This is a genomic window from Tateyamaria sp., assembly GCF_039945315.1.
Lineage (GTDB): Bacteria > Pseudomonadota > Alphaproteobacteria > Rhodobacterales > Rhodobacteraceae > Tateyamaria.
Genome location: NZ_JBDUXB010000045.1, coordinates 73796 through 92961 on the forward strand (window position 1 = coordinate 73796; position 19166 = coordinate 92961).

The window sequence follows — 19166 nt, forward strand, 5'->3', positions numbered from 1 at the left end:
TATCTGCGTTACCCGCGTTGTCCACTCGATTGTTTTGGGGAGCATAAGTTCCTCGGTGCCGCGCACTGGGTGGGGGCAATTAAACGCGACACCGAGGGAAGCCATATGCAGCTACAAGACACGGTATGCCGGGAAATCAAGGCAGTATTGTGGTGGCTGAGCGGCACTTTCTTGGAATGTCAGGGGTTCCAGGCACCATTGTCATCCACAGGTTGAAACCGGCTAATTCGGCTGCCGGAATGGTCAGTAAGGCTTAGGTAAACGGGGTTTGGCGACGCGTGTTTTTTACGAGCGGAACGGTTGAGCGCACTCCACGACCCCAGCGGTTTAGGAGATGGCAACAGCCAAACGAAGGCTCAACTGATTTTGACACGCAACGCGCACGTAACTGACGTCTTTGGCGAGGTCTTTGATCAGGAACCAGCCAAACCCGCCTTCGGGCATATCGTCGAATGGAACATCCGTATCAACCGCTGCCCCCAGTGGCGTGCGTCCATCCGGCATGGCACGGCCCGAGTCGGTCACAGTCATGTGAAGCCCGTCCCTTGCATGAGAGCAGGTAATGTCGATTGGGCCGCACGGGTCACCTTGAGGATAGGCGTGTTCTACGATGTTGTTCAACGCTTCGGCCATAACCAATTCCACTGTTCCAGACTCTTCAACGTCGAGCGAGAGAGGGGTTAAGCTGTCCAGCAGTTTCGCAAGCGCCTCTCGGACAGCCATCTCGCCACTTTGGATGGAAATGTTAATGGCGGGCACTTGCGAAATGAGGGACATGGCGTGGTCTTTCAAAGGAACGACAAATCAGGCTTTCAATTCGTCCAACGCCCCGTCGAGCGTCGCGAATACGCTAAAAACGCTGTCCATTCGGGTCAGTCGAAACACTTTCTCTACGGTTGGAGTCAAACCTGCCAACGCCAGTTTGCGGGATGCTCCCATGTGTTTCATCGAAGCGACGATCGCACCAAGGCCGCTTGAATCGATAAATTGGACCTGACTGAGGTCAAGCACCACAGTTTCGCTGCCCCCGTCCGTGGACGCACGCATGGCATCCTTGAACTCGATGGCCACCGCAGCGTCGATCCGGTTGTCGAGAATTGAGACGACTTGTAAGTTTTCTTCTGATCGGCTGCGAAGATCCATGTCCGCCCTCATGCAGATTTTCGGTTACATTGCGTGTCTAAAAGACAATCCTTACTATTGTGTTTCCACTCTTCTGCGAAGGAATCCCAAGCTATGAACTCAGTTGTAATCGCAGGCGCAGCCCGCACGCCGATGGGCGGTTTCCAGGGTGCACTTTCCGATATGCCTGCCGCCAGTTTGGGCGGGCAGGCCATAGCGGCAGCCATGGCTGGCGCAGGAGCCACGACAGTGGACGAAGTTCTGATGGGATGTGTATTGTCGGCAGGACAGGGTCAGGCCCCTGCACGGCAGGCTGGCTTTGCCGCAGGTCTTGGAGAGGACGTCCCGGCGACCACCCTGAACAAGATGTGCGGGTCAGGAATGAAAGCGGCAATGATCGCCTTTGATCAGATCGCTCTTGGGCAAACGGGCACGATCATCGCCGGTGGCATGGAAAGCATGTCGGGCGCTCCCTATCTGCTGCCGAAAATGCGTGATGGGGCCCGTCTAGGGCATGGACAGGTAGTGGATCATATGTTCCTCGACGGGCTCGAGGATGCTTATGACAAGGGCCGTCTTATGGGCACTTTCGCCGAGGACTGCGCTGAGGCGTTTCAGTTCACACGGGACATTCAGGATGAATTCGCGTTGACATCGCTTTCGCGGGCTCAGGCCGCCATTGAGAACGGCGCGTTCGACGGAGAAGTCACCCAAGTCGAAGTGCCTTCGCGCAAGGGGATGATCATAGTCGATACCGACGAACAACCCGGCACAGCGCGGCCCGACAAAATTCCGCACCTGAAACCCGCATTCCGGGACGGGGGGACGGTGACAGCGGCCAACTCATCTTCGATTTCGGACGGCGCGGCGGCCCTTCTGCTCGCCTCTGAAAAAGCTGCGGAAACTCAAGGTTTGATGATCCGAGCGCGCATCCTTGGGCACGCCAGTCATGCGCAGGCGCCGGGCCTTTTTACAACAGCACCTGTACCGGCTGCGCAAAAGTTGCTCGAAAGCATTGGTTGGACCAAAGACGACGTGGATCTGTGGGAGATAAACGAAGCATTCGCCGTGGTGCCGCTCGCCTACATGCGCGAAATGGGACTGTCCCATGATGTGGTCAACGTCAACGGTGGGGCCTGCGCCCTGGGACATCCAATTGGCGCGTCGGGTGCGCGGATCATGGTGACGTTGCTGAACGCTCTGGAAAAGCGCAATCTCAAGCGCGGCGTTGCAGCAATCTGCATCGGCGGCGGCGAAGGCACAGCTATCGCCATTGAGCGACCATAACTTTCTCTGATTAAAAAATCCTCGGGGGAGGCACGCCAGCGCCGGGGGCAGACAGCCCCCAACCGAGCTCAGCCGAAAAAGACAAACCATGCCCGACTACACTGACCTCGCCAAAACCATTGCGTCTCTGACCGAAGGCGAAGATGACGCCGTCGCACTCATGGCAACAGTTACTTGCGAAGTGCATCACAGCGACACACGTTTTGACTGGACCGGGTTTTACCGGGTTACGGGCCCCGAAATGCTAAAGATTGGGCCCTATCAGGGCGGACATGGCTGTTTGCAAATCCCGTTCTCGCGCGGCGTATGCGGGGCTGCAGCGCGGACTGGCGAGGTTCAGTTGGTTGCTGATGTTGATGCCTTTCCAGGACACATTGCGTGCGCTTCATCCACCCGGTCTGAACTGGTCCTGCCGGTGTTAAACGGTGCGGGCGACTTGATCGCGGTCTTTGACATCGACAGTGACCAACCGGGCGCGTTCACACAGGATGACGCCGACTCCCTCACCGAAATACTTGCCGGAGTATTCGGCGGTGTGTGAAAAAATCATTTGATTTTTCACTGATTCTGGCTTTACGTGAAATTCAACGCCAGAATTTCACGAGATTATGCTGCAAACCCAACTCTCTTCCCCCTCCAGCCTAGGCGCTGACTTGCGTGCACTGCGCAAGGCGCGGGGGATGACGCTGCAGGATATGGCGGCCGCTTTGGGGCGGTCCGTCGGCTGGCTTAGTCAGGTGGAGCGCGATCTTTCAGAGCCTTCAATTACCGATTTGCGTCACATAGCAGCGACCTTGGACATAGCCGTGTCCACCTTGTTCCGGCGCGGCGCGGCCCCTGCAGAAGAGGAAGGGTATGTTGTGCGCAGCACCGCGCGCCGCCCAATTGGCTCACGCACCGCGGGTCTGGTCGAGGAATTGCTTTCTCCGGATCTCACGGATGATTTTGAAATGGTGCATTCCACCTTCGAGGCGCATAGCGAGATCGAAACCCCGGTCGCAAGGCCAACTCAAGAGGTTGGCTATCTGATCTCAGGTCGCCTTGATCTCGATATCGGCGGACGGCATTTCACCCTGCACCCCGGCGACAGTTTTCGCATCCGGGGCGAGGCGTTTCGATGGATGAACCCTTATGACACCCCAGCCGTTGCGATCTGGGTCATTGCGCCGCCGGTGTACTGATGTCGTTTGAGGGATGGGCCATATTTGCGCTGTTCTGGGTGGTGTTTGTCACCACGCCGGGGCCAAATGCCGTGAACTGCATCACAAACGGGATGACGCTCGGTTTTCGCCGCTCTCTGATTGGCGTGCTGGCGATCCTTACCCAAGCCACATTATTCCTGCTGCTTTCGGCGCTTGGTGTGACGGCGTTGATTGCCGCTTCGCCCACTGCGTTCTGGGTGGCCAAGTTGATCGGGGCCGCTTTCCTTGTGTTTCTTGGCATTCGAGGGTGGATGAATGCGACCAAGCCGCCCAAACTCGTGGCCCCTTCGGGAAAATCCATCTATCTGCGCGCATTCGCCATTGCCACGATCAACCCCAAAAGCGTGGCAGGTTACCTCGCCGCGTTCTCGCAGTTCGTTCAGCCCGACGTGCCCGTCTGGGACCAGATGGGGCTGATTATGCCAACGGCGCTGACCATCACCGCGCTCAGTTATGTCGGGTTCACCGCACTTGGGGCAGGGATCGGGCGCGCAGCCTTAGGGGCCGTTTTCAATGTCTGGGTGAGACGGGTCATGGCCACGTGCTTTATCATCTATGGCGTCCTTCTTGGCACCGCCACCACACCGGGGCGGGCGTAATGCTGAAGGGAAGCTGCAATTGTCGCGCGGTGACCTTTACGGTCAAAAACGTGATCCGAGCCAGTGCGTGCCATTGCACCCAGTGCCGCAAACAGTCCGGCCATCATTGGGCGTCTGGCCTCGTCGCTGACGAAGACCTGACAACACAAGGCGAGGTGCGCTGGTATGCCTCCAGCGACTTTGCACGTCGGGGGTTTTGCCCGACCTGCGGGTCGTTTCTGTTCTGGAAAATGGACAGCGAACCCAAGATTAGTTTTTCAATGGGTCTGATCGACGGGCCATCGGGCATCAGGCTGGAACGCCACATATTCACCGCCGATAAGGGCGATTATTACGACATCGCGGACGATGTTCCGCAACGGGAGAACTGAGCATGAGTGATTTTCCAACAACGGCCCGCGTGGTCATCATCGGTGGTGGCGCTGTCGGGACCTCGACCCTTTATCATCTGGCCAAAGCCGGCTGGAAAGACTGCGTTCTGCTGGAAAAGAACGAACTGACGGCAGGTTCAACATGGCACGCTGCGGGCAACTGCCCGAACTTTTCGGGGTCCTGGGCGATTCTGAATATGCAGCGCTACGGGCTGGAAATGTACCGGACGCTGGCGGCGGACGTGGACTATCCGATGAACTACCACGTCACAGGGTCCCTGCGTCTGGCACATTCAAAAGAGCGGATGCAGGAGTTCGAGCGGGTCGCAGGCATGGGCCGTTATCAGGGCCTTGAGATGCCGATCCTGACGCCTGACGAGATGAAAGAACACCATCCCTTCATGGAAACGCACGAGCTTGCAGGTGGCATGTGGGACCCGTTGGATGGCGACATTGACCCGGCCCAGCTGACTCAAGCCATGGCCAAGGGCGCTCGCGATGCAGGTGCGCGGATCGAACGGTTCTGCCCAGCCACAGGCATCGACAAGGACGGGGACGAGTGGATTGTGAAGACGGACAAGGGCGACATCCGCTGCGAGTTCGTTGTGAACTGTGCCGGCTACTACGCCCAGCGCGTTGGGGAAATGTTCAAACCTTTCGGCGGCCGCACCGTGCCCATGGTGGTGATGTCTCACCAGTATTTTCTGACAGACGAAATCCCAGAAGTGGCCGCATGGACCAAGGAAAACGGGCGCAAACTGCCCATCATTCGCGACGTCGACATCAGCTATTACCTGCGCCAGGACAAGAACGGTCTGAACCTCGGCCCCTATGAGCGCAACTGCAAAGCGCACTGGATCACACCTGACGATCCGATGCCCGAAGACTTCTCGTTCCAGCTCTACCCCGACGATCTGGAGCGGTTGGAGTTCTACATCGAAGACGCGATGGAGCGCGTTCCTGCCCTTGGCACCGCTGGCGTGGGCCGCAACATCAACGGACCGATTCCATACGCACCCGATGGGCTACCACTGCTTGGGCCAATGCCGGGCGTCAAAAACGCGTTCGAAGGGCACTGCTTTACCTTTGGGATCGCCCAAGGGGGCGGTGCGGGCAAGGTCCTGTCAGAGTGGATCATGCACGGCGAAACCGAGTGGGACATGTGGGCCGTCGATCCACGCCGTTATACCGGCTACGCCGATCACGACTATTCGCTGCAGAAAGCGCTGGAAACATACGGGCACGAATACGCCATGCACTTCCCGCATCACGAATGGCCTGCAGGGCGCGACAAGAAACTGTCGCCCGTGCATGAAACGATCCTTGAGCAGGGCGGTGTCATGGGGGCCTACAACGGGTGGGAACGGGCCAACTGGTTCGCCAAGGAAGGGGACGACACCTCGCTTGAGGCGACAGAAACATGGAACCGTGAGGGGCCATGGGCCATTCGGGTCAAAGAAGAATGCGAAGCCGTGCGCGACAAGGTTGGCGTTCTGGACCTGCCCGGGTTTTCACGTTTCAAACTAACGGGCGTTGGGGCTGCAGAATATTTGCGCGGCCGCATTACAGGCGGTTTGCCCAAAGCAGGGCGTATGAACCTCGGTTACTTTGCAGACAGCCGCGGCCGCATCCTGACTGAAATGTCGCTGATCCGGCACGACGAGGATGACTTTACCCTGATCACAGCGGCCAACGCGCAATGGCATGATTTCGAAGTGTTGAAGGCAGGCCTGCCCGAGGGGCTGGGCCTGACCGATCACACCGAGCAATTTAGCACTCTGATCGTGTGTGGTCCGGATTCACGTAATGCGTTTCAGGCGATGGGTACGGATGCGGACCTGCAGGCGACTTGGCTCAGCCACCAGCCTGCAACGGTTGCGGGTGTGCCTTGCATGTTGGCGCGCGTCAGCTTTGCGGGCGAACTCGGCTGGGAAATCCACGCCAAGAACGCCGATATCCCCGCGCTTTACGCGGCGGTGCGTGGTGCGGGGGCCATCCCCTTTGGCATGTATGCCCTCAATGCGCTGCGTATCGAAAAAGGGTACCGCGCGTGGAAGGGCGACCTGTCGACCGACTACACCTTGTTTGAGGGTGGGCTCGACCGCTTCGTCAAACTCGACAAGCCACAGGACTTCCCCGGCAAAGCGGCCTTGATGAACGAAAAACAGCAGGGATCGAAAAAGCGGTTCGTGACGTTGCTGGTGGACGCAGGTGAGCAGGACGCGCCTTACATGTCGACGATCTGGGATGGCGATACCGTTGTGGGTGAAACCACGTCAGGTGCCTGGGGCTACCGTATCGGGGCGTCCGTGGCGTTGGGTGTGGTGAAAACCGAACTGGCAACGCCGGGTCAAACGCTTGAAGTCGAAATCTATGGCAAACGGTGCAAAGCGACTGTGCAGCCAGACGTTCCACTTTGGGATCCGGAAAACGAACGGCTGCGGGCATGACCAAGGCGTCCATCCTGCCGCCGGGCACCGGTACCAACTATCAGTGGGAGAATGACCACACGTTTGTAAAGGTGTCCGCCGCTGATACAGGCGGCGCCTACACGTTGATGGAAGACAACCTAAAGGCCAGCTTTGCCCTTGGACTGCACCGGCACGACATCCACGCAGAGACGTTTTACATCCTCGAAGGTGCGGTCGATTTCTACGTTGATGACACGTGGCACAAAGCGGTTGCGGGCACGACGTTGCACGTGCCGCCGGGCCTGCCGCATGCCTGCCGCAGTTCAGGTGGTCCGGCTCGGATGCTGATGATCTACCAACCCTCTGGCTTTGACGGGTTTCTGGATGAGATGGCGCAGATGTCCGAGGCCGACTTTGCCGACAGTACAAAAATGGATGCCCTGAACGCAAAGTACGACATCGTGCCCATGGGCCCTGTACCGCCCCATCCCGAGGACTGAAGACATGACAGACATCACCCTTCTAGACGGCGGCATGGGTCAGGAACTGGTGCGCCGCTCAGGCGACATCCCGACACCTCTATGGTCCACGCAAGTGATGCAGGACCACCCGGGTCTCGTGCAGGCGATTCACGCGGACTTCTTTGCCGCCGGGGCTACGATCGCGACGGCAAACACCTATGCGCTGCACCGTGATCGGGTTGCAGATACTGAGATCGAGGGTCAACTGCCTGACCTGTATGCGCGCGCGCTCAAGGAGGCATCTACCGCCCGCTTGCAGCACGGTTCAGGCCGCATTGCAGGGTCCATCGGCCCGCTCGGCGCAAGCTATAGACCTGATTTGCATCCGGCACCCGATGAGGCCGTCGCCCTGTTTTCGGAAGTCGCGGACCATTTGGCTGATGGCTGTGACCTGATCCTGTGTGAAACCGTGTCTTCTCTGGCCCATGCCCGCGACGCACTGGCTGCAGCCAAAACAACAGGAAAGCCTGTTTGGCTGGCAATGACCGTCGATGATCAAGACGGGGCGCATCTGCGCTCCGGCGAGGCGGTCGCTGACGTCCTGCCGATTGCAGAAAACGGAGCAGACGCGCTGCTGATCAACTGCTCTTCACCCGAGGCGATCACCACAGCGCTCGACAAGATCAAGCACACAGCTCTCCCTTTCGGCGCTTATGCCAACGGCTTTGTCCAGATCTCCGAAGGATTTTTAGAGGAAAAGCCGACGGTGGATGCTCTCACCCTGCGCCATGACTTTACGCCCGAAGCCTACGCCGATCATGTCATGACTTGGATCGACATGGGCGCGACCATCGTTGGGGGCTGTTGCGAAGTCAGCCCGACCCACATTGCCGAAATTGCCCGACGCCTGCGCGCGGCGGGGCACACCATCGTTTAAAGGAACCGCGTCATGCCTGATCTGCCTTCCCACGCTCGCGTCGTCATCATCGGCGGTGGCGTCATCGGCTGTTCTGTCGCTTACCACCTGTCCAAACTGGGTTGGAAGGACGTTGTGCTGTTGGAGCGCAAACAGCTTACCTCAGGCACCACGTGGCACGCTGCCGGGTTGATCGCGCAGCTGCGCGCCACGGCCAACATGACCAAGCTCGCCAAATACAGTCAGGAACTCTACGGCAACCTTGAGGCGGAAACCGGCGTGGCCACCGGGTTCAAGCGCGTTGGGTCGATCACGGCGGCCCTTACCGAGGAACGGCTAGAGGAATTGCACCGGCAGGCAGGGATGGCGCGGGCCTTTGGGGTTGAGGTCGAAGAAGCCTCGGCTGCTGAAATCAAGGCGCGCTACGAGCACCTCAACATCGACGATGTCACTGGCGGCGTGTACCTGCCGCTGGATGGGCAGGGCGATCCGGCCAACATCGCGCTGGCACTGGCCAAAGGCGCGCGGCAAGGCGGGGCCAAGGTTCAGGAACGTACAGCGGTTACGGGACTGACCAAAGACGGGCGGCGCATCACGGGCGTCGACTGGCAAGGCGAGGATGGCACAAGCGGCCACATCACATGCGATCATGTGGTCAATTGCGCGGGCATGTGGGGACATGAGGTAGGTCGCATGGCAGGTGTGAACGTTCCCCTGCAAGCCTGCGAACACTTCTACATTGTGACCGAAGCCATTTCGGGCCTCACCCAGCTGCCTGTGCTGCGGGTGCCGGACGAATGCGCTTACTACAAGGAAGACGCTGGCAAGATGTTGCTGGGTGCGTTTGAACCCAACGCCAAACCGTGGGCCGTGGACGGTATCCCTCTCGATTTTGAATTCGACCAACTGCCCGAGGACTTCGACCACTTTGAACCGATCCTTGAGGCGGCGGTGAACCGCATGCCAATGTTGGCCGAGGCGGGCATTCACACCTTCTTCAATGGGCCAGAATCCTTCACACCGGACGATGCCTACCACCTTGGCCTCGCGCCCGAGATGGACAATGTTTGGGTTGCCTGCGGCTTTAACTCCATCGGCATCCAATCGGCGGGTGGCGCAGGTATGGCGCTAGCGCAGTGGATGGAAGATGGGCAAAAGCCCTTTGACCTGGGCGACGTTGACATCACCCGGATGCAGCCATTTCAGGGCAACAAGACATACCTCGCTGAACGGTCGACAGAAACGCTTGGCCTGCTTTACGCAGACCATTTCCCCTATCGACAAAAGGCTACGGCACGCGGTGTGCGACGTACTCCATTCCATCACCACCTGATCGAGCGGGGCGCTGTGATGGGTGAATTGTCAGGATGGGAACGGGCCAACTGGTTCGCCAATCCGGGGCAAAATGCTGACTATGAATACTCGTGGAAACGCCAGAACTTCTTTGGCAACGTCGCGCAGGAACACAAGGCAGTGCGCGAGAATGTTGGCATGTACGACATGTCTTCTTTCGGCAAAATTCGGGTCGAGGGGCCCGATGCAATGGCCTTTATGAACTATGTTGGCGGCGGGCAATACGACGTGCCAGCGGGCAAGATCGTCTACACCCAGTTCCTCAACGACCGGGGCGGGATCGAGGCGGATGTGACCGTGACCCGGCTGTCTGAACTGGCCTATCTTGTGGTAACCCCTGCTGCGACGCGGCTGGCCGATCAGACATGGATGCAGCGCCATGTGGGTGATTTCAACGTCGTCATTACGGATGTGACTGCAGGTGAGGGCGTGTTGGCTGTTATGGGCCCCAACGCGCGAAAACTGTTGCAGGCCGTCAGCCCGAATGACTTTTCCAACGACACGAACCCCTTTGGCACCGCGCAGGACGTCGAGATCGGCATGGGCCATGCTCGTGTGCACCGCGTGACATATGTGGGCGAGTTGGGATGGGAGGTCTATGTCAGCGCGGATATGGCGGGGCATGTGTTTGAGGTTCTACACGAGGCGGGCCAGGACATGGACCTGCGGATGTGTGGGATGCATATGATGGACACTTGCCGCATCGAAAAAGGGTTCCGCCATTTCGGGCACGACATCACCTGCGAGGATCACGTGCTTGAGGCGGGTCTTGGCTTTGCCGTCAAAACGGACAAACCCGATTTCATCGGGCGCGATGCCGTTCTGCGCAAAAAGGACGAAGGGCTGAACACCCGTCTTGTGCAATTCAAGCTGACGGACCCCGAGCCGCTGCTTTATCACAACGAACCGATTGTGCGGGACAACGAGATCGTGGGCTACCTCAGCTCTGGCGGCTATGGGCACCACCTTGGAGCCGCGATGGGCCTTGGTTATGTGCCGTGTAAGGGCCAGACGGTCGCGGATGTTCTGGGGGCAGACTACGAGATCGACGTGGCAGGTACGCGGGTCAAGGCCGAGGTGTCGCTTAAACCGATGTATGACCCCAAATCGGAGCGGGTGAAGGCGTGACGCCGCTTTGATCCGGTGCTAGGGGTCGCTCGAGAGGACCCCGTTCATGATGCAAAATTCTGGCGATACGCCGCGCGGGCTGATGTTCGCGCTTGGGGCCTATGTGTTCTGGGGCTTCTTGCCGCTTTACATGAAAATGCTCAGCCATATCAGCGCGGCGGAAGTCGTTGCGCACCGCGTCATCTGGTCCGTGCCAATCGCTGCGATCGTGTTGATCGTGATCAGGCGCACTGGCGATCTGAGCGCTGCTTTGCGGAATCCGCGGATGTTGGCGATGGGCTGTGTGACAGCGGCCCTCGTGTCGGTGAATTGGGGCATCTACGTCTGGGCAATCTCGGCTGACAGGACGCTGGATGCGGCCTTGGGGTATTATATCAACCCGCTGTTTTCCGTCGCCCTCGGGGCGATTTTCCTGCGTGAACGGCTGACCCGCGCGCAAATGGTCGCCATTGCATTGGCTGCCTGCGCCGTGGCTGTGCTGACAATCTCGGCAGGCACTGTGCCGTGGGCGGCCCTAACGTTGACAATAACATGGGGCTTTTATGCGCTGGCCAAAAAGCAACTACCGATCGGGCCAAATCAAGGGTTCCTGCTCGAAGTGCTGATCCTGCTCATTCCTGCGCTGGCCTATGCCACATGGCTGGGACTGACCGGGCAGGGGCAATTCATGGCGGGTGATGCGCGCAACACTTGGTTGCTGTTGGGCTGTGGCGCGGTGACAGCGATCCCGCTGATGCTCTATGCCAATGGGGCCAAAGGGCTTCAGCTGACCACCATTGCAGTCCTGCAATATGTCGCGCCCACTATGATCTTTCTCTGTGCTGTTCTGGTATTCAAAGAGCCTTTTGGACAGGCCCGTATGATTGCCTTCCCGATGATCTGGACGGCGCTAGTGATCTATTCGGTGTCGATGTTCCGGCAGATGCGCAGTCGGGACAAGGTTGGGCCCTAACCCGCTTCGAACCAATCGCGGGCCATAGTCGTCCAGCCACGAGGCAGCCCGTGACCGCCATCATGTTCGCAGAATTTGATGGCGCCTTCACCGCAACTGTCATCCCACATCCGGCAGCGGAACCGCTCGCCAATATCGATGCTGTCAGGATGGCTACGGCACTGGTTGGCCGAGCGCGCAAGGGACAGGCTGTCCCACACACTGCCCTGATGCCAATCCCGGATGGCGCGGCCCTCAAACGGGACCTGATTGTCGCCAAACCCGTGGATTTGCAGAAAGCGTACGGGCGCGGATGGGCAATCTGTAGTGTCGTTCGGCTGGCGCAAGGCTCCCGAGATCGAGGCAAAGCCAGCAAAGGGCGCCGCGGCCTTGCATGCCATAAGCCACGCCATTGATCCACCGGCAGAAAACCCCGCCACATAGATGCGCTCGGGGTCGATGGACACACGCGTCTTCGCGTCCTCGATCACGTCCAGTGTAAAGACGACATCATCGCGTGTGCCCCCCTCGCGCCCAGCCCAGCGGAGGGTCTTTCGCCCTTCGATAGGTGTGCCGTTGGGCGCGATCACCACATATCCGGCTTCAGCAAAGTCCGACCGGATGCCGCCCCGAAAGATCATCCCGCCTGTCGCATTGTGCCCGTGAAAGAACACCAATGCAGGTGCGTTTTCAGACACCCCGTCGGGCACCAGCATGTGATAGCTGCCGCCGTCGATTTCGCAGGGGTCGTCCGGGCCACACTGGGCAAAGGCAAGTGAGGGCAGGGCGAACAGCAGGGCGGCAAGATATCTCATGTTGTTGACAGATCATCCCCCTGTTCGGGATGCAAAGGGACAACCCAATGCCTCGCCGAAACGTGATGGGGGTTGCCTCTGGCGCGCGCATTTGTCAGGCGAAGGCCATGGATGACACCTACACCCCCCCGAGCGATCCGCTTGATGTGCTGCACGACGATGCAGAGATGCTGGTGGTCAGCAAACCATCCGGGTTACTGAGTGTGCCGGGTAAAGGAGAACATCTGTCTGACTGCCTGATCGCACGGGTGCAGGCGGTCTGGCCTCACGCGCTACTGGTGCATCGACTGGACCGGGATACAAGCGGTGTGATGGTGTTTGGCCTCACTCCGCACGCACAACGGTTCCTGTCCAAACAGTTCGAATTGCGCGCCGCCAAAAAGACCTACGTGGCGCGGGTTTGGGGGCGCCTAACGCCAAAAACCGGTCGGGTCGATCTGCCGCTGATTGTGGACTGGCCCAATCGCCCGCGCCAGCATGTGGATCACGAGAATGGCAAGGCTGCTGTAACCGACTGGCGGGTGCTGCGTGACAACGCGACGGAGACCCGCGTGCGGCTGATGCCGCAGACTGGCCGCAGTCACCAATTGCGGGTGCACATGCAAGCGCTGGGCCATCCGATACTGGGCGACCCGTTCTATGCGGAAGGTGAGGCCCGTGACTTTGAGCGGTTGATGCTGCATTCCGAAGAACTGCGCATCAAGCATCCGGATTCGGGGCGCATGATGCGGTTTCGTGCACCCGCACCTTTCTGAACACGCAACGCGCGGTGCAAGATTTTCGCGAGCGGCGCGAATCAAAGGGTTAACGCCTTTGGGATATGGTGAAGAGGCTGTCACACTCCGTGCACAGCATGTGCACAACTTGTGCACCGTCTGTACTCCGGTCGCCGTGTTAACATGGCGTGCGTTCGTATTTGTTTACAAAGGGTGAACCGCAGTTAGACGAAAAAGTCGCTCTGACTGGAGTACCTGTCTCTTGTGTCAACATGGCTACCAACGACCTTCAAAAAGTGGCAAAACAGGCAATCGGTCGGACCTGAAAGGGAACAAGTTATTCTATGCGAGTATGGGCTTTGTTGCTTTTTCTATGTTCAAGTATGGCAAACGCTGCGTCGGATTGCGCGGAGCCAGTTCAAGCGCAACCGAACGGATTTCCAACGTATGGACCTCCGGCAGTTTTTGGGGAAAACTCAGGCGAAAAAGAAGCTACCGCCAACCACGACAGCCATTTGATGACCACTGCAAGGCCAAGGCTGCGGCCTTGCAAGTTTCGGCATTTCGAAGTTGGTCGAAAAATGATGCTCGAACGCGGAGCGGTGTGTGGCGACTGGACCATTGTCGGTGAAACCCGCAAGCCCTTTGCCGGGAAATACCGAGGATGCGGTATCACTGAACCTGTCCGCATTAGCCGTGTATCTGAAATCTTTCTCAGCCAATTGGCACTGATGGACAGTCGAACGGCCATTACGCTCAAAACTTGGCTGGAAAACACCGCCAAACCGGCCTTTGCGGATCACGGAGGAGGGCTAAAAGGGTTGCGCCTGTCCGGCCACTACGCCTGCAAGACGCAGAATAGTCAGCCCGGCGGGCGCCTTTCCGAACATGCACGAGGTCGTGCGATTGATGTTTCTTCCTTCATACTCAAGGATGGTACCGTGATAACCGTCCGCGATGGTTGGGAGGACAAAGAGACCACTGGCGTCATGCGCGAGGTTCACTCAGGTGCCTGCGGCTTGTTCGCTACAGTGCTTGGCCCTGACGCTGATCGCTACCACAAAGGGCATTTCCATTTTGATACGGCGCGACGTGCCAGTAAACCAAATTGCCGATAGCGACCTGGCCCAATTCCTTCACCGATAGTCAATCTGTTTTGTATCCGCATCTGTTCAAACGGGTAAGTCGGACCCAAAGTCGGACCTTTTATTGCACCAACGTGGCCTATCGATGACCGATAGGTCACGTCACCTACTGCTTCACGGATTGTACCAGATTGGGGATGAATATGCCCTTTCTTGCCCCTTAAGTGTCACGCTTTCGGGGAATTCTACGTCAAACTTTACCCGGTCATAGGCCGTCCAACGCGGGGTCGGGATTTCGATCGCACGAACGTAGTAAAAGGCTCTGAGTGAGGGATCAAAATCGGGGTCTGTCCAGACGGTCCCCATCTCCGATGCACCAATGGTGTTGGTCCAGGTCGGTACGGAGAGGTCCACCGTATCTCCGACAGGTGGCAACTTCCCGTTCTCGTCAGGGGCACGGTCATCCGACCACGCAACGTTATAAACACGTTCCTGTGGGTTTCCTTCAGCGTCGAGCCAGCCTTTGACGATCTGGAGGCGATCAATGTTTGCGCCGATTGGGTCTCTCAAGGCATAGACAAGAAAACTTGGCAGTGAAGTCGGTTCCTGATTGCTGGGAAGATCAGCGCCCATGGGGACGCCTTTGGCATATCCGACTTGTGCAAGATCGCGAGTATTTGCGTCTTCTTCGTTGAAGTCCCAGCCCCCGAAGAAACGCAGCCTCATACGATTGCCAGTGGTGGCGTAGACTTCGCGACGTTCCATGGCATCAAAAATTGCACCACGCGTGTTTTCCGAAGCCCAGACGGCGGTCAGCCCGGAGGTGATGTATTGCCAGGCTGCAATCCCGGCCGAGCCATCAGCAGTTTTGTTGGAAAAGTGGATTTCACCATCTTCAACAACGCGGTCGGGGGATGGCTCATAGGTCGTGAACTTATGGAAGAAGTTGTTGTTTTCCATGGTGGTCAGACCGACATGCGTATCGCTCGCGCCGACCATTCCGAACTTGAAGGGGTTTACGCCCAACGAGTCTTCCAGTTGCAAACCGCGTTGCAATCCTGAACGCGCATACTCGCCTGGCAACATTTCCGGGGTCTTCAATTCAGTAAGGTCCAGATTGCCGACATCCCAGTTTTCAAAGTCCGCAAACTCATCGTCTGTGGAGAGCATTGGATGGGTTTCTCCATCGCCCTTCATCTGGGTTATTTCGTAAAGCCGCTCCCATTTCTGGCGGGTCTCCGCATAGGTCGTGTCCAGTTCCGCGCCGTCCGCGAAGTCGTCCTGAAGCGCAAACATCATGCCATTTGACAAGTTACCGTTGTGGGGAATGGCAGTAACGTCTCCGCCGGTTGCCGCCTCGTAGTTTTCGAGCCACGCCCACAAGTCACGTGGGTTGCGAGAGCCAAATGGTGGCGTTGTTGTAAATGGCAAAACCTGACCCGCACGCTCGGGCCCGTCTCTGAAGATCACGTTGCGATGCAGGTTGTTACCAGCGACCAACGACGTCCATTCAAACGCAATGAAGGTTGTGAAAACACCGGGTACATTGAACTCTTCCGCGGCGCGAACGATGTCGTCCCAGACTCGTTCATAGGCTGGGTTACCTGGTTGATAGTTCAACTCTGGCGAGATGGTTCCTTGCGCGAATTGCGTGATCAGACGGAACATGGCGTCGGCTGCAACCGAACCGCCCGCGTTGAAGTCCTCATGAAACGCCTTGCCGTCGGGGTCCGCGATGATGTTTGGCGCACCTTTCAGAATGTCGATGATGGCCCCCATCGCGTCGGAGTGATCCGTGATCATGTAAAAGTCGAGAGGCAGGGAAAGTTTGACGGGTTGACCTGTGTTGGAGGTGACCTGTTCGCCCCTTGCCAAACGATAGGCGTCACGCGGCATTAGCCGTGTTCCCGATCCACCTGCATCGGCAGAAAGGCCGGTGTGAACGTGCGTGTCTCCGAAATATACATTCGTGGGAAAGGATCGGTCGGCGTAGGGAGAATAGGGTCGCCCGGCAAAGATATCTTCCGATACACCTGAAGCATCCTGAGCATGAACAGGTCCCGCCAAGACTGCAATTGCAACGGCAGAGAATAGTATTCTCATAGCACAAACCCCCAAATCTGTTGACTGGACTCAAAGCTAATTCAATCTGCCGGACTTGGGTACTAAAACTTCATGAAAGTGGAAATCCGCCGCAAAACTTTGAATAAGAGTTTTTGGTCAGGTCGCGCCTTTGTCATCCGCTGAAGCGGTTTTGCGCGCTGTAATCCAGACCCACCCGCTCAGCAAAATGGCAGCACTTGAGACCAGCGTCATGACTGTGCCTGGGACAAAGTTCACGTATCCCCCGAGGTCCATGAACAGGAAATATCCGACATCCAACAAGCCGCCGACCATTGCCGTAACCCAAATGGCGGTCATGTTGGCGCGCCAGATGAAGACGGCGCCAATTACTGTTACAGCCCCGCCCCAAAGCAGGTTCCACCCGTGTTGACGCAATATTCCATCGACGCCTGCTGCATACTCCATGTCGAAACTGGCTGGGTCCATAGCGTCTGCGATACCGGCAAATCCCGCCCCGGTGGGTTGGGCGATAGTCAGGACACCTGCAAACATGTGGACAAGGCCCCAAACGACCCAAAGGACGGTGGCAGCCTTTAGGGCGGTGGCATGTGTTTGTGACATCTGATCCCCGTTTGGTATAGGTGTGAGTGGTGGGTATAAAGTTGACCAAGTCCACTAAAGCAAAGAAGTTGACTTTGTCAACTAAAACGGGATGCCAATGGCTGACAGCTACGAAATCGCCAAGAATATGGACCGTTTGATGCGTCGGATTGATGCGGCCCTCCACAAACGGGCTGCAGCGCTGGATACGGACAAGATTGGACAACTGGGCGGGTTGGTCTTGCTGGCGATTGCCGAATTGCACCCGGTGACCATGCAAGACCTCGTGCGCCACTTGGGGCGCGACAAGTCGCAGATGACGCGGCTTGTTCAGATGATGGAATTGAAGGGAGTGATTGCACGCACACCCAGCCAGACGGATGGGCGGGTTACACTGCTGCACCTGACGGAAAAAGGGTGCGCCTTTGTCGGGACCATCCGGGCCCTGATGTCTGAGGTGATTGACGAGGTATTGGCGCCCTTGCCTGCCAAAGACCGTGCTGCACTAGCACGGATACTGAGCGACATCTGAAGGGGTCAGGCGGGGGCGTCCCCCGCCTGCAGATCGTTACTCGGCGGCCCAACCGCTGACGGATTTGACTTCAAGGAAATCTTCGATCCCCCAGACGCCGCCTTCGCGTCCGTTGCCTGACTGTTTCATGCCCCCAAAAGGTGAGCCTGCCGCGCGCGACGTGCCATTCATCTCGACCATGCCGGAGCGCAGTTGCGTGGCGAGCCGGTTGGCGCGGCTCGTGTCCTGTGTCTGGACGTAGTTCGTGAGGCCATAGGGCGTGTCATTGGCGATCTCGACAGCCTCTTCTTCGGTCTCGAATGGAATGATGGAGAGCACTGGGCCAAAGATCTCTTCGCAGGCGATGGTCATATCGTTGTTTACATCGGCAAAGACTGTGGGGCGCACGTAAAAGCCCTTGTTAAACCCTTCTGGACGCCCAGGACCGCCTGCAACCAGCTTGGCGCCTTCCTGGATGCCCTTTTCGATCAGACCTTGGATCTTGTTCCACTGCACTTCGTTCACCACCGGTCCGATGTGCCGCCCGGACTCAGATGCAGGGCCAACGGTAACTTTGTCGGCGACTGTGGCCGCTTCTTCGACGACGCGGTCATAAATGCCGCGCTGCACGAGCATGCGCGAGGGCGCGTTACAGGACTGGCCAGTGTTGTTCATCATGTGCAGCACGCCGCGTTTCACGGCCTTTTCGTCTGCATCCTCAAAGATCAGGTTTGCGCCCTTACCTCCAAGCTCAAGATGCACTCGCTTGAGCGTGTCTGCGGCATTCTTTGAGATCAGCGTGCCGGCGCGAGACGATCCGGTGAAAGACACCATGTCCACGTCTTTGTGCCCTGACAGCGCGGTGCCCACGCCTGCGCCGTCTCCGTTCACAAGGTTAAACACACCGGCAGGAAAGCCTACCTCGTCCATCAGCTCGGCAAAGATCATTGCGTTGAGAGGGGATTCCTCAGACGGCTTCAGCACCATCGTGCAACCCGCGATGGCCGCCGCGCCAACTTTCAATGTGACTTGGTTCATTGGCCAGTTCCATGGCGTGATCAGGGCGGCAACGCCGACGGGTTCGTAAATGATGCGATCGCCGGGCGCGTGGTCGCCAAGGGGGCGATTGAATTGGAAACCCTTTGCATCCTTTACAAAGTTCTTGAGATGCCATGTACCGGCACCCGCCTGACTGCTGCTGGCCATATCGATGGGCGCGCCCATCTCGGTGGACATCGCTTCGGCCAGATCATCGGCGCGTGCCTGGTAGGCGGTGATCAGCTTTTCCACCAGCGCAATCCGCTCGGCAGGGTCCGTGTGCATCCAGCCGGGCAGTGCCGCCTTGGCTGCAGCAACTGCCGCATCTGCATCCTCAGAACCGCCCAGTGAGATGGTTGCACAAGGCTCTTCGGTCGAGGGGTTGATGACGTGATGGTCGGTACCGTTCAGTGGGGCGACCCAAGCACCGTTGATGTAAAAATCGCGTTTGATGAGCATGAAAATCCCTCCCGGACATGCGTTTCGCAGCGGACTGTGACACCGAGCGCAAGCGGCGGCAAGACAGGGGATGAAAGCCGGGTGCAAATCGACTACA

19 protein-coding genes are annotated in these 19166 nt (G+C 58.1%); 13 read left to right on the forward strand and 6 right to left on the reverse strand.

The annotated features are described in order from the left end of the window. Window positions 1-327: 327 nt before the first annotated feature. Together ABJD00_RS14130 and ABJD00_RS14135 are read right to left on the reverse strand one after the other, a co-directional pair. Window positions 328-777 (reverse strand): ATP-binding protein, encoded by a 450-nt coding sequence (locus ABJD00_RS14130; protein ID WP_413836468.1) that lies wholly within the window; start codon window positions 775-777, stop codon window positions 328-330. 27 nt (window positions 778-804) lie between these two features. Continuing rightward, entirely contained in the window at window positions 805-1143 is a 339-nt protein-coding gene (locus tag ABJD00_RS14135; protein ID WP_413836465.1) for an STAS domain-containing protein, read from the reverse strand. Between the two features lie 93 nt (window positions 1144-1236). Here ABJD00_RS14135 and ABJD00_RS14140 point away from each other — a divergent pair, with 93 nt between their 5' ends. From ABJD00_RS14140 to rarD, 10 genes are all read left to right on the forward strand, one after another. Continuing rightward, window positions 1237-2409 (forward strand): thiolase family protein, encoded by a 1173-nt coding sequence (locus tag ABJD00_RS14140; protein WP_413836463.1) that lies wholly within the window; start codon window positions 1237-1239, stop codon window positions 2407-2409. Between the two features lie 88 nt (window positions 2410-2497). Next, window positions 2498-2950 (forward strand): GAF domain-containing protein, encoded by a 453-nt coding sequence (locus ABJD00_RS14145; RefSeq protein WP_413836460.1) that lies wholly within the window; start codon window positions 2498-2500, stop codon window positions 2948-2950. A 67-nt stretch (window positions 2951-3017) separates the two neighbouring features. Next, window positions 3018-3590, forward strand: coding sequence for a helix-turn-helix domain-containing protein (locus ABJD00_RS14150; RefSeq protein WP_413836457.1), 573 nt, complete (start codon window positions 3018-3020; stop codon window positions 3588-3590). Next, entirely contained in the window at window positions 3590-4210 is a 621-nt protein-coding gene (locus tag ABJD00_RS14155; RefSeq protein ID WP_413836454.1) for a LysE family translocator, read from the forward strand. The genes ABJD00_RS14150 and ABJD00_RS14155 overlap by 1 nt, the downstream gene beginning before the upstream one ends. Next, complete coding sequence (locus ABJD00_RS14160) at window positions 4210-4581, forward strand: GFA family protein (protein ID WP_413836452.1); 372 nt, start codon at window positions 4210-4212, stop codon at window positions 4579-4581. Before ABJD00_RS14155 ends, ABJD00_RS14160 begins: the two co-directional genes overlap by 1 nt. Before the next feature lie 2 nt (window positions 4582-4583). Continuing rightward, complete coding sequence (locus ABJD00_RS14165; protein WP_413836449.1) at window positions 4584-7031, forward strand: GcvT family protein; 2448 nt, start codon at window positions 4584-4586, stop codon at window positions 7029-7031. Continuing rightward, entirely contained in the window at window positions 7028-7492 is a 465-nt protein-coding gene (locus tag ABJD00_RS14170) for a cupin domain-containing protein (RefSeq protein WP_413836447.1), read from the forward strand. The genes ABJD00_RS14165 and ABJD00_RS14170 overlap by 4 nt, the downstream gene beginning before the upstream one ends. 4 nt (window positions 7493-7496) lie before the next feature. Then, window positions 7497-8390: a homocysteine S-methyltransferase family protein gene (locus ABJD00_RS14175; RefSeq protein WP_413836444.1), complete on the forward strand. Its 894-nt coding sequence runs from the start codon at window positions 7497-7499 to the stop codon at window positions 8388-8390. Between the two features lie 12 nt (window positions 8391-8402). Then, window positions 8403-10850, forward strand: a complete 2448-nt coding sequence (locus tag ABJD00_RS14180) for a GcvT family protein (RefSeq protein WP_413836440.1) — start codon at window positions 8403-8405, stop codon at window positions 10848-10850. A gap of 46 nt (window positions 10851-10896) precedes the next feature. Then, entirely contained in the window at window positions 10897-11802 is a 906-nt protein-coding gene (rarD, locus tag ABJD00_RS14185; protein WP_413836438.1) for an EamA family transporter RarD, read from the forward strand. Here the strand turns inward: rarD and ABJD00_RS14190 are convergent. Next, on the reverse strand, window positions 11799-12596 hold the full coding sequence (locus ABJD00_RS14190) for an alpha/beta hydrolase family esterase (RefSeq protein ID WP_413836436.1): 798 nt from the start codon (window positions 12594-12596) through the stop codon (window positions 11799-11801). The two genes, rarD and ABJD00_RS14190, sit on opposite strands and share 4 nt — an antisense overlap. Window positions 12597-12661: 65 nt before the next feature. Between ABJD00_RS14190 and ABJD00_RS14195 the strand changes: the two genes are divergently transcribed. Both ABJD00_RS14195 and ABJD00_RS14200 read left to right on the forward strand, forming a co-directional pair. Further along, entirely contained in the window at window positions 12662-13351 is a 690-nt protein-coding gene (locus tag ABJD00_RS14195; RefSeq protein WP_413836511.1) for an RluA family pseudouridine synthase, read from the forward strand. A 542-nt stretch (window positions 13352-13893) separates the two neighbouring features. Further along, entirely contained in the window at window positions 13894-14430 is a 537-nt protein-coding gene (locus tag ABJD00_RS14200) for an extensin family protein (RefSeq protein ID WP_413836434.1), read from the forward strand. Between the two features lie 141 nt (window positions 14431-14571). Here the strand turns inward: ABJD00_RS14200 and ABJD00_RS14205 are convergent, their stop codons facing one another. Together ABJD00_RS14205 and ABJD00_RS14210 are read right to left on the reverse strand one after the other, a co-directional pair. Continuing rightward, the gene (locus ABJD00_RS14205) at window positions 14572-16500 is read right to left on the reverse strand and encodes a DUF3604 domain-containing protein (RefSeq protein WP_413836432.1); all 1929 of its coding nucleotides are present in this window, start codon (window positions 16498-16500) and stop codon (window positions 14572-14574) included. A 117-nt stretch (window positions 16501-16617) separates the two neighbouring features. Further along, a complete protein-coding gene (locus tag ABJD00_RS14210) occupies window positions 16618-17082 on the reverse strand; it encodes a hypothetical protein (protein WP_413836429.1) in 465 nt (154 codons plus the stop codon). Between the two features lie 97 nt (window positions 17083-17179). Here ABJD00_RS14210 and ABJD00_RS14215 point away from each other — a divergent pair, with 97 nt between their 5' ends. Beyond that, window positions 17180-17593 carry a MarR family winged helix-turn-helix transcriptional regulator gene (locus tag ABJD00_RS14215; protein ID WP_413836427.1) on the forward strand — a complete coding sequence of 138 codons (414 nt, stop codon included), beginning with the start codon at window positions 17180-17182 and terminating at the stop codon, window positions 17591-17593. A gap of 36 nt (window positions 17594-17629) precedes the next feature. Here ABJD00_RS14215 and ABJD00_RS14220 read toward each other — a convergent pair whose 3' ends face one another. Continuing rightward, window positions 17630-19069, reverse strand: a complete 1440-nt coding sequence (locus tag ABJD00_RS14220; RefSeq protein ID WP_413836425.1) for an aldehyde dehydrogenase family protein — start codon at window positions 19067-19069, stop codon at window positions 17630-17632. Window positions 19070-19166 lie beyond the last annotated feature (97 nt).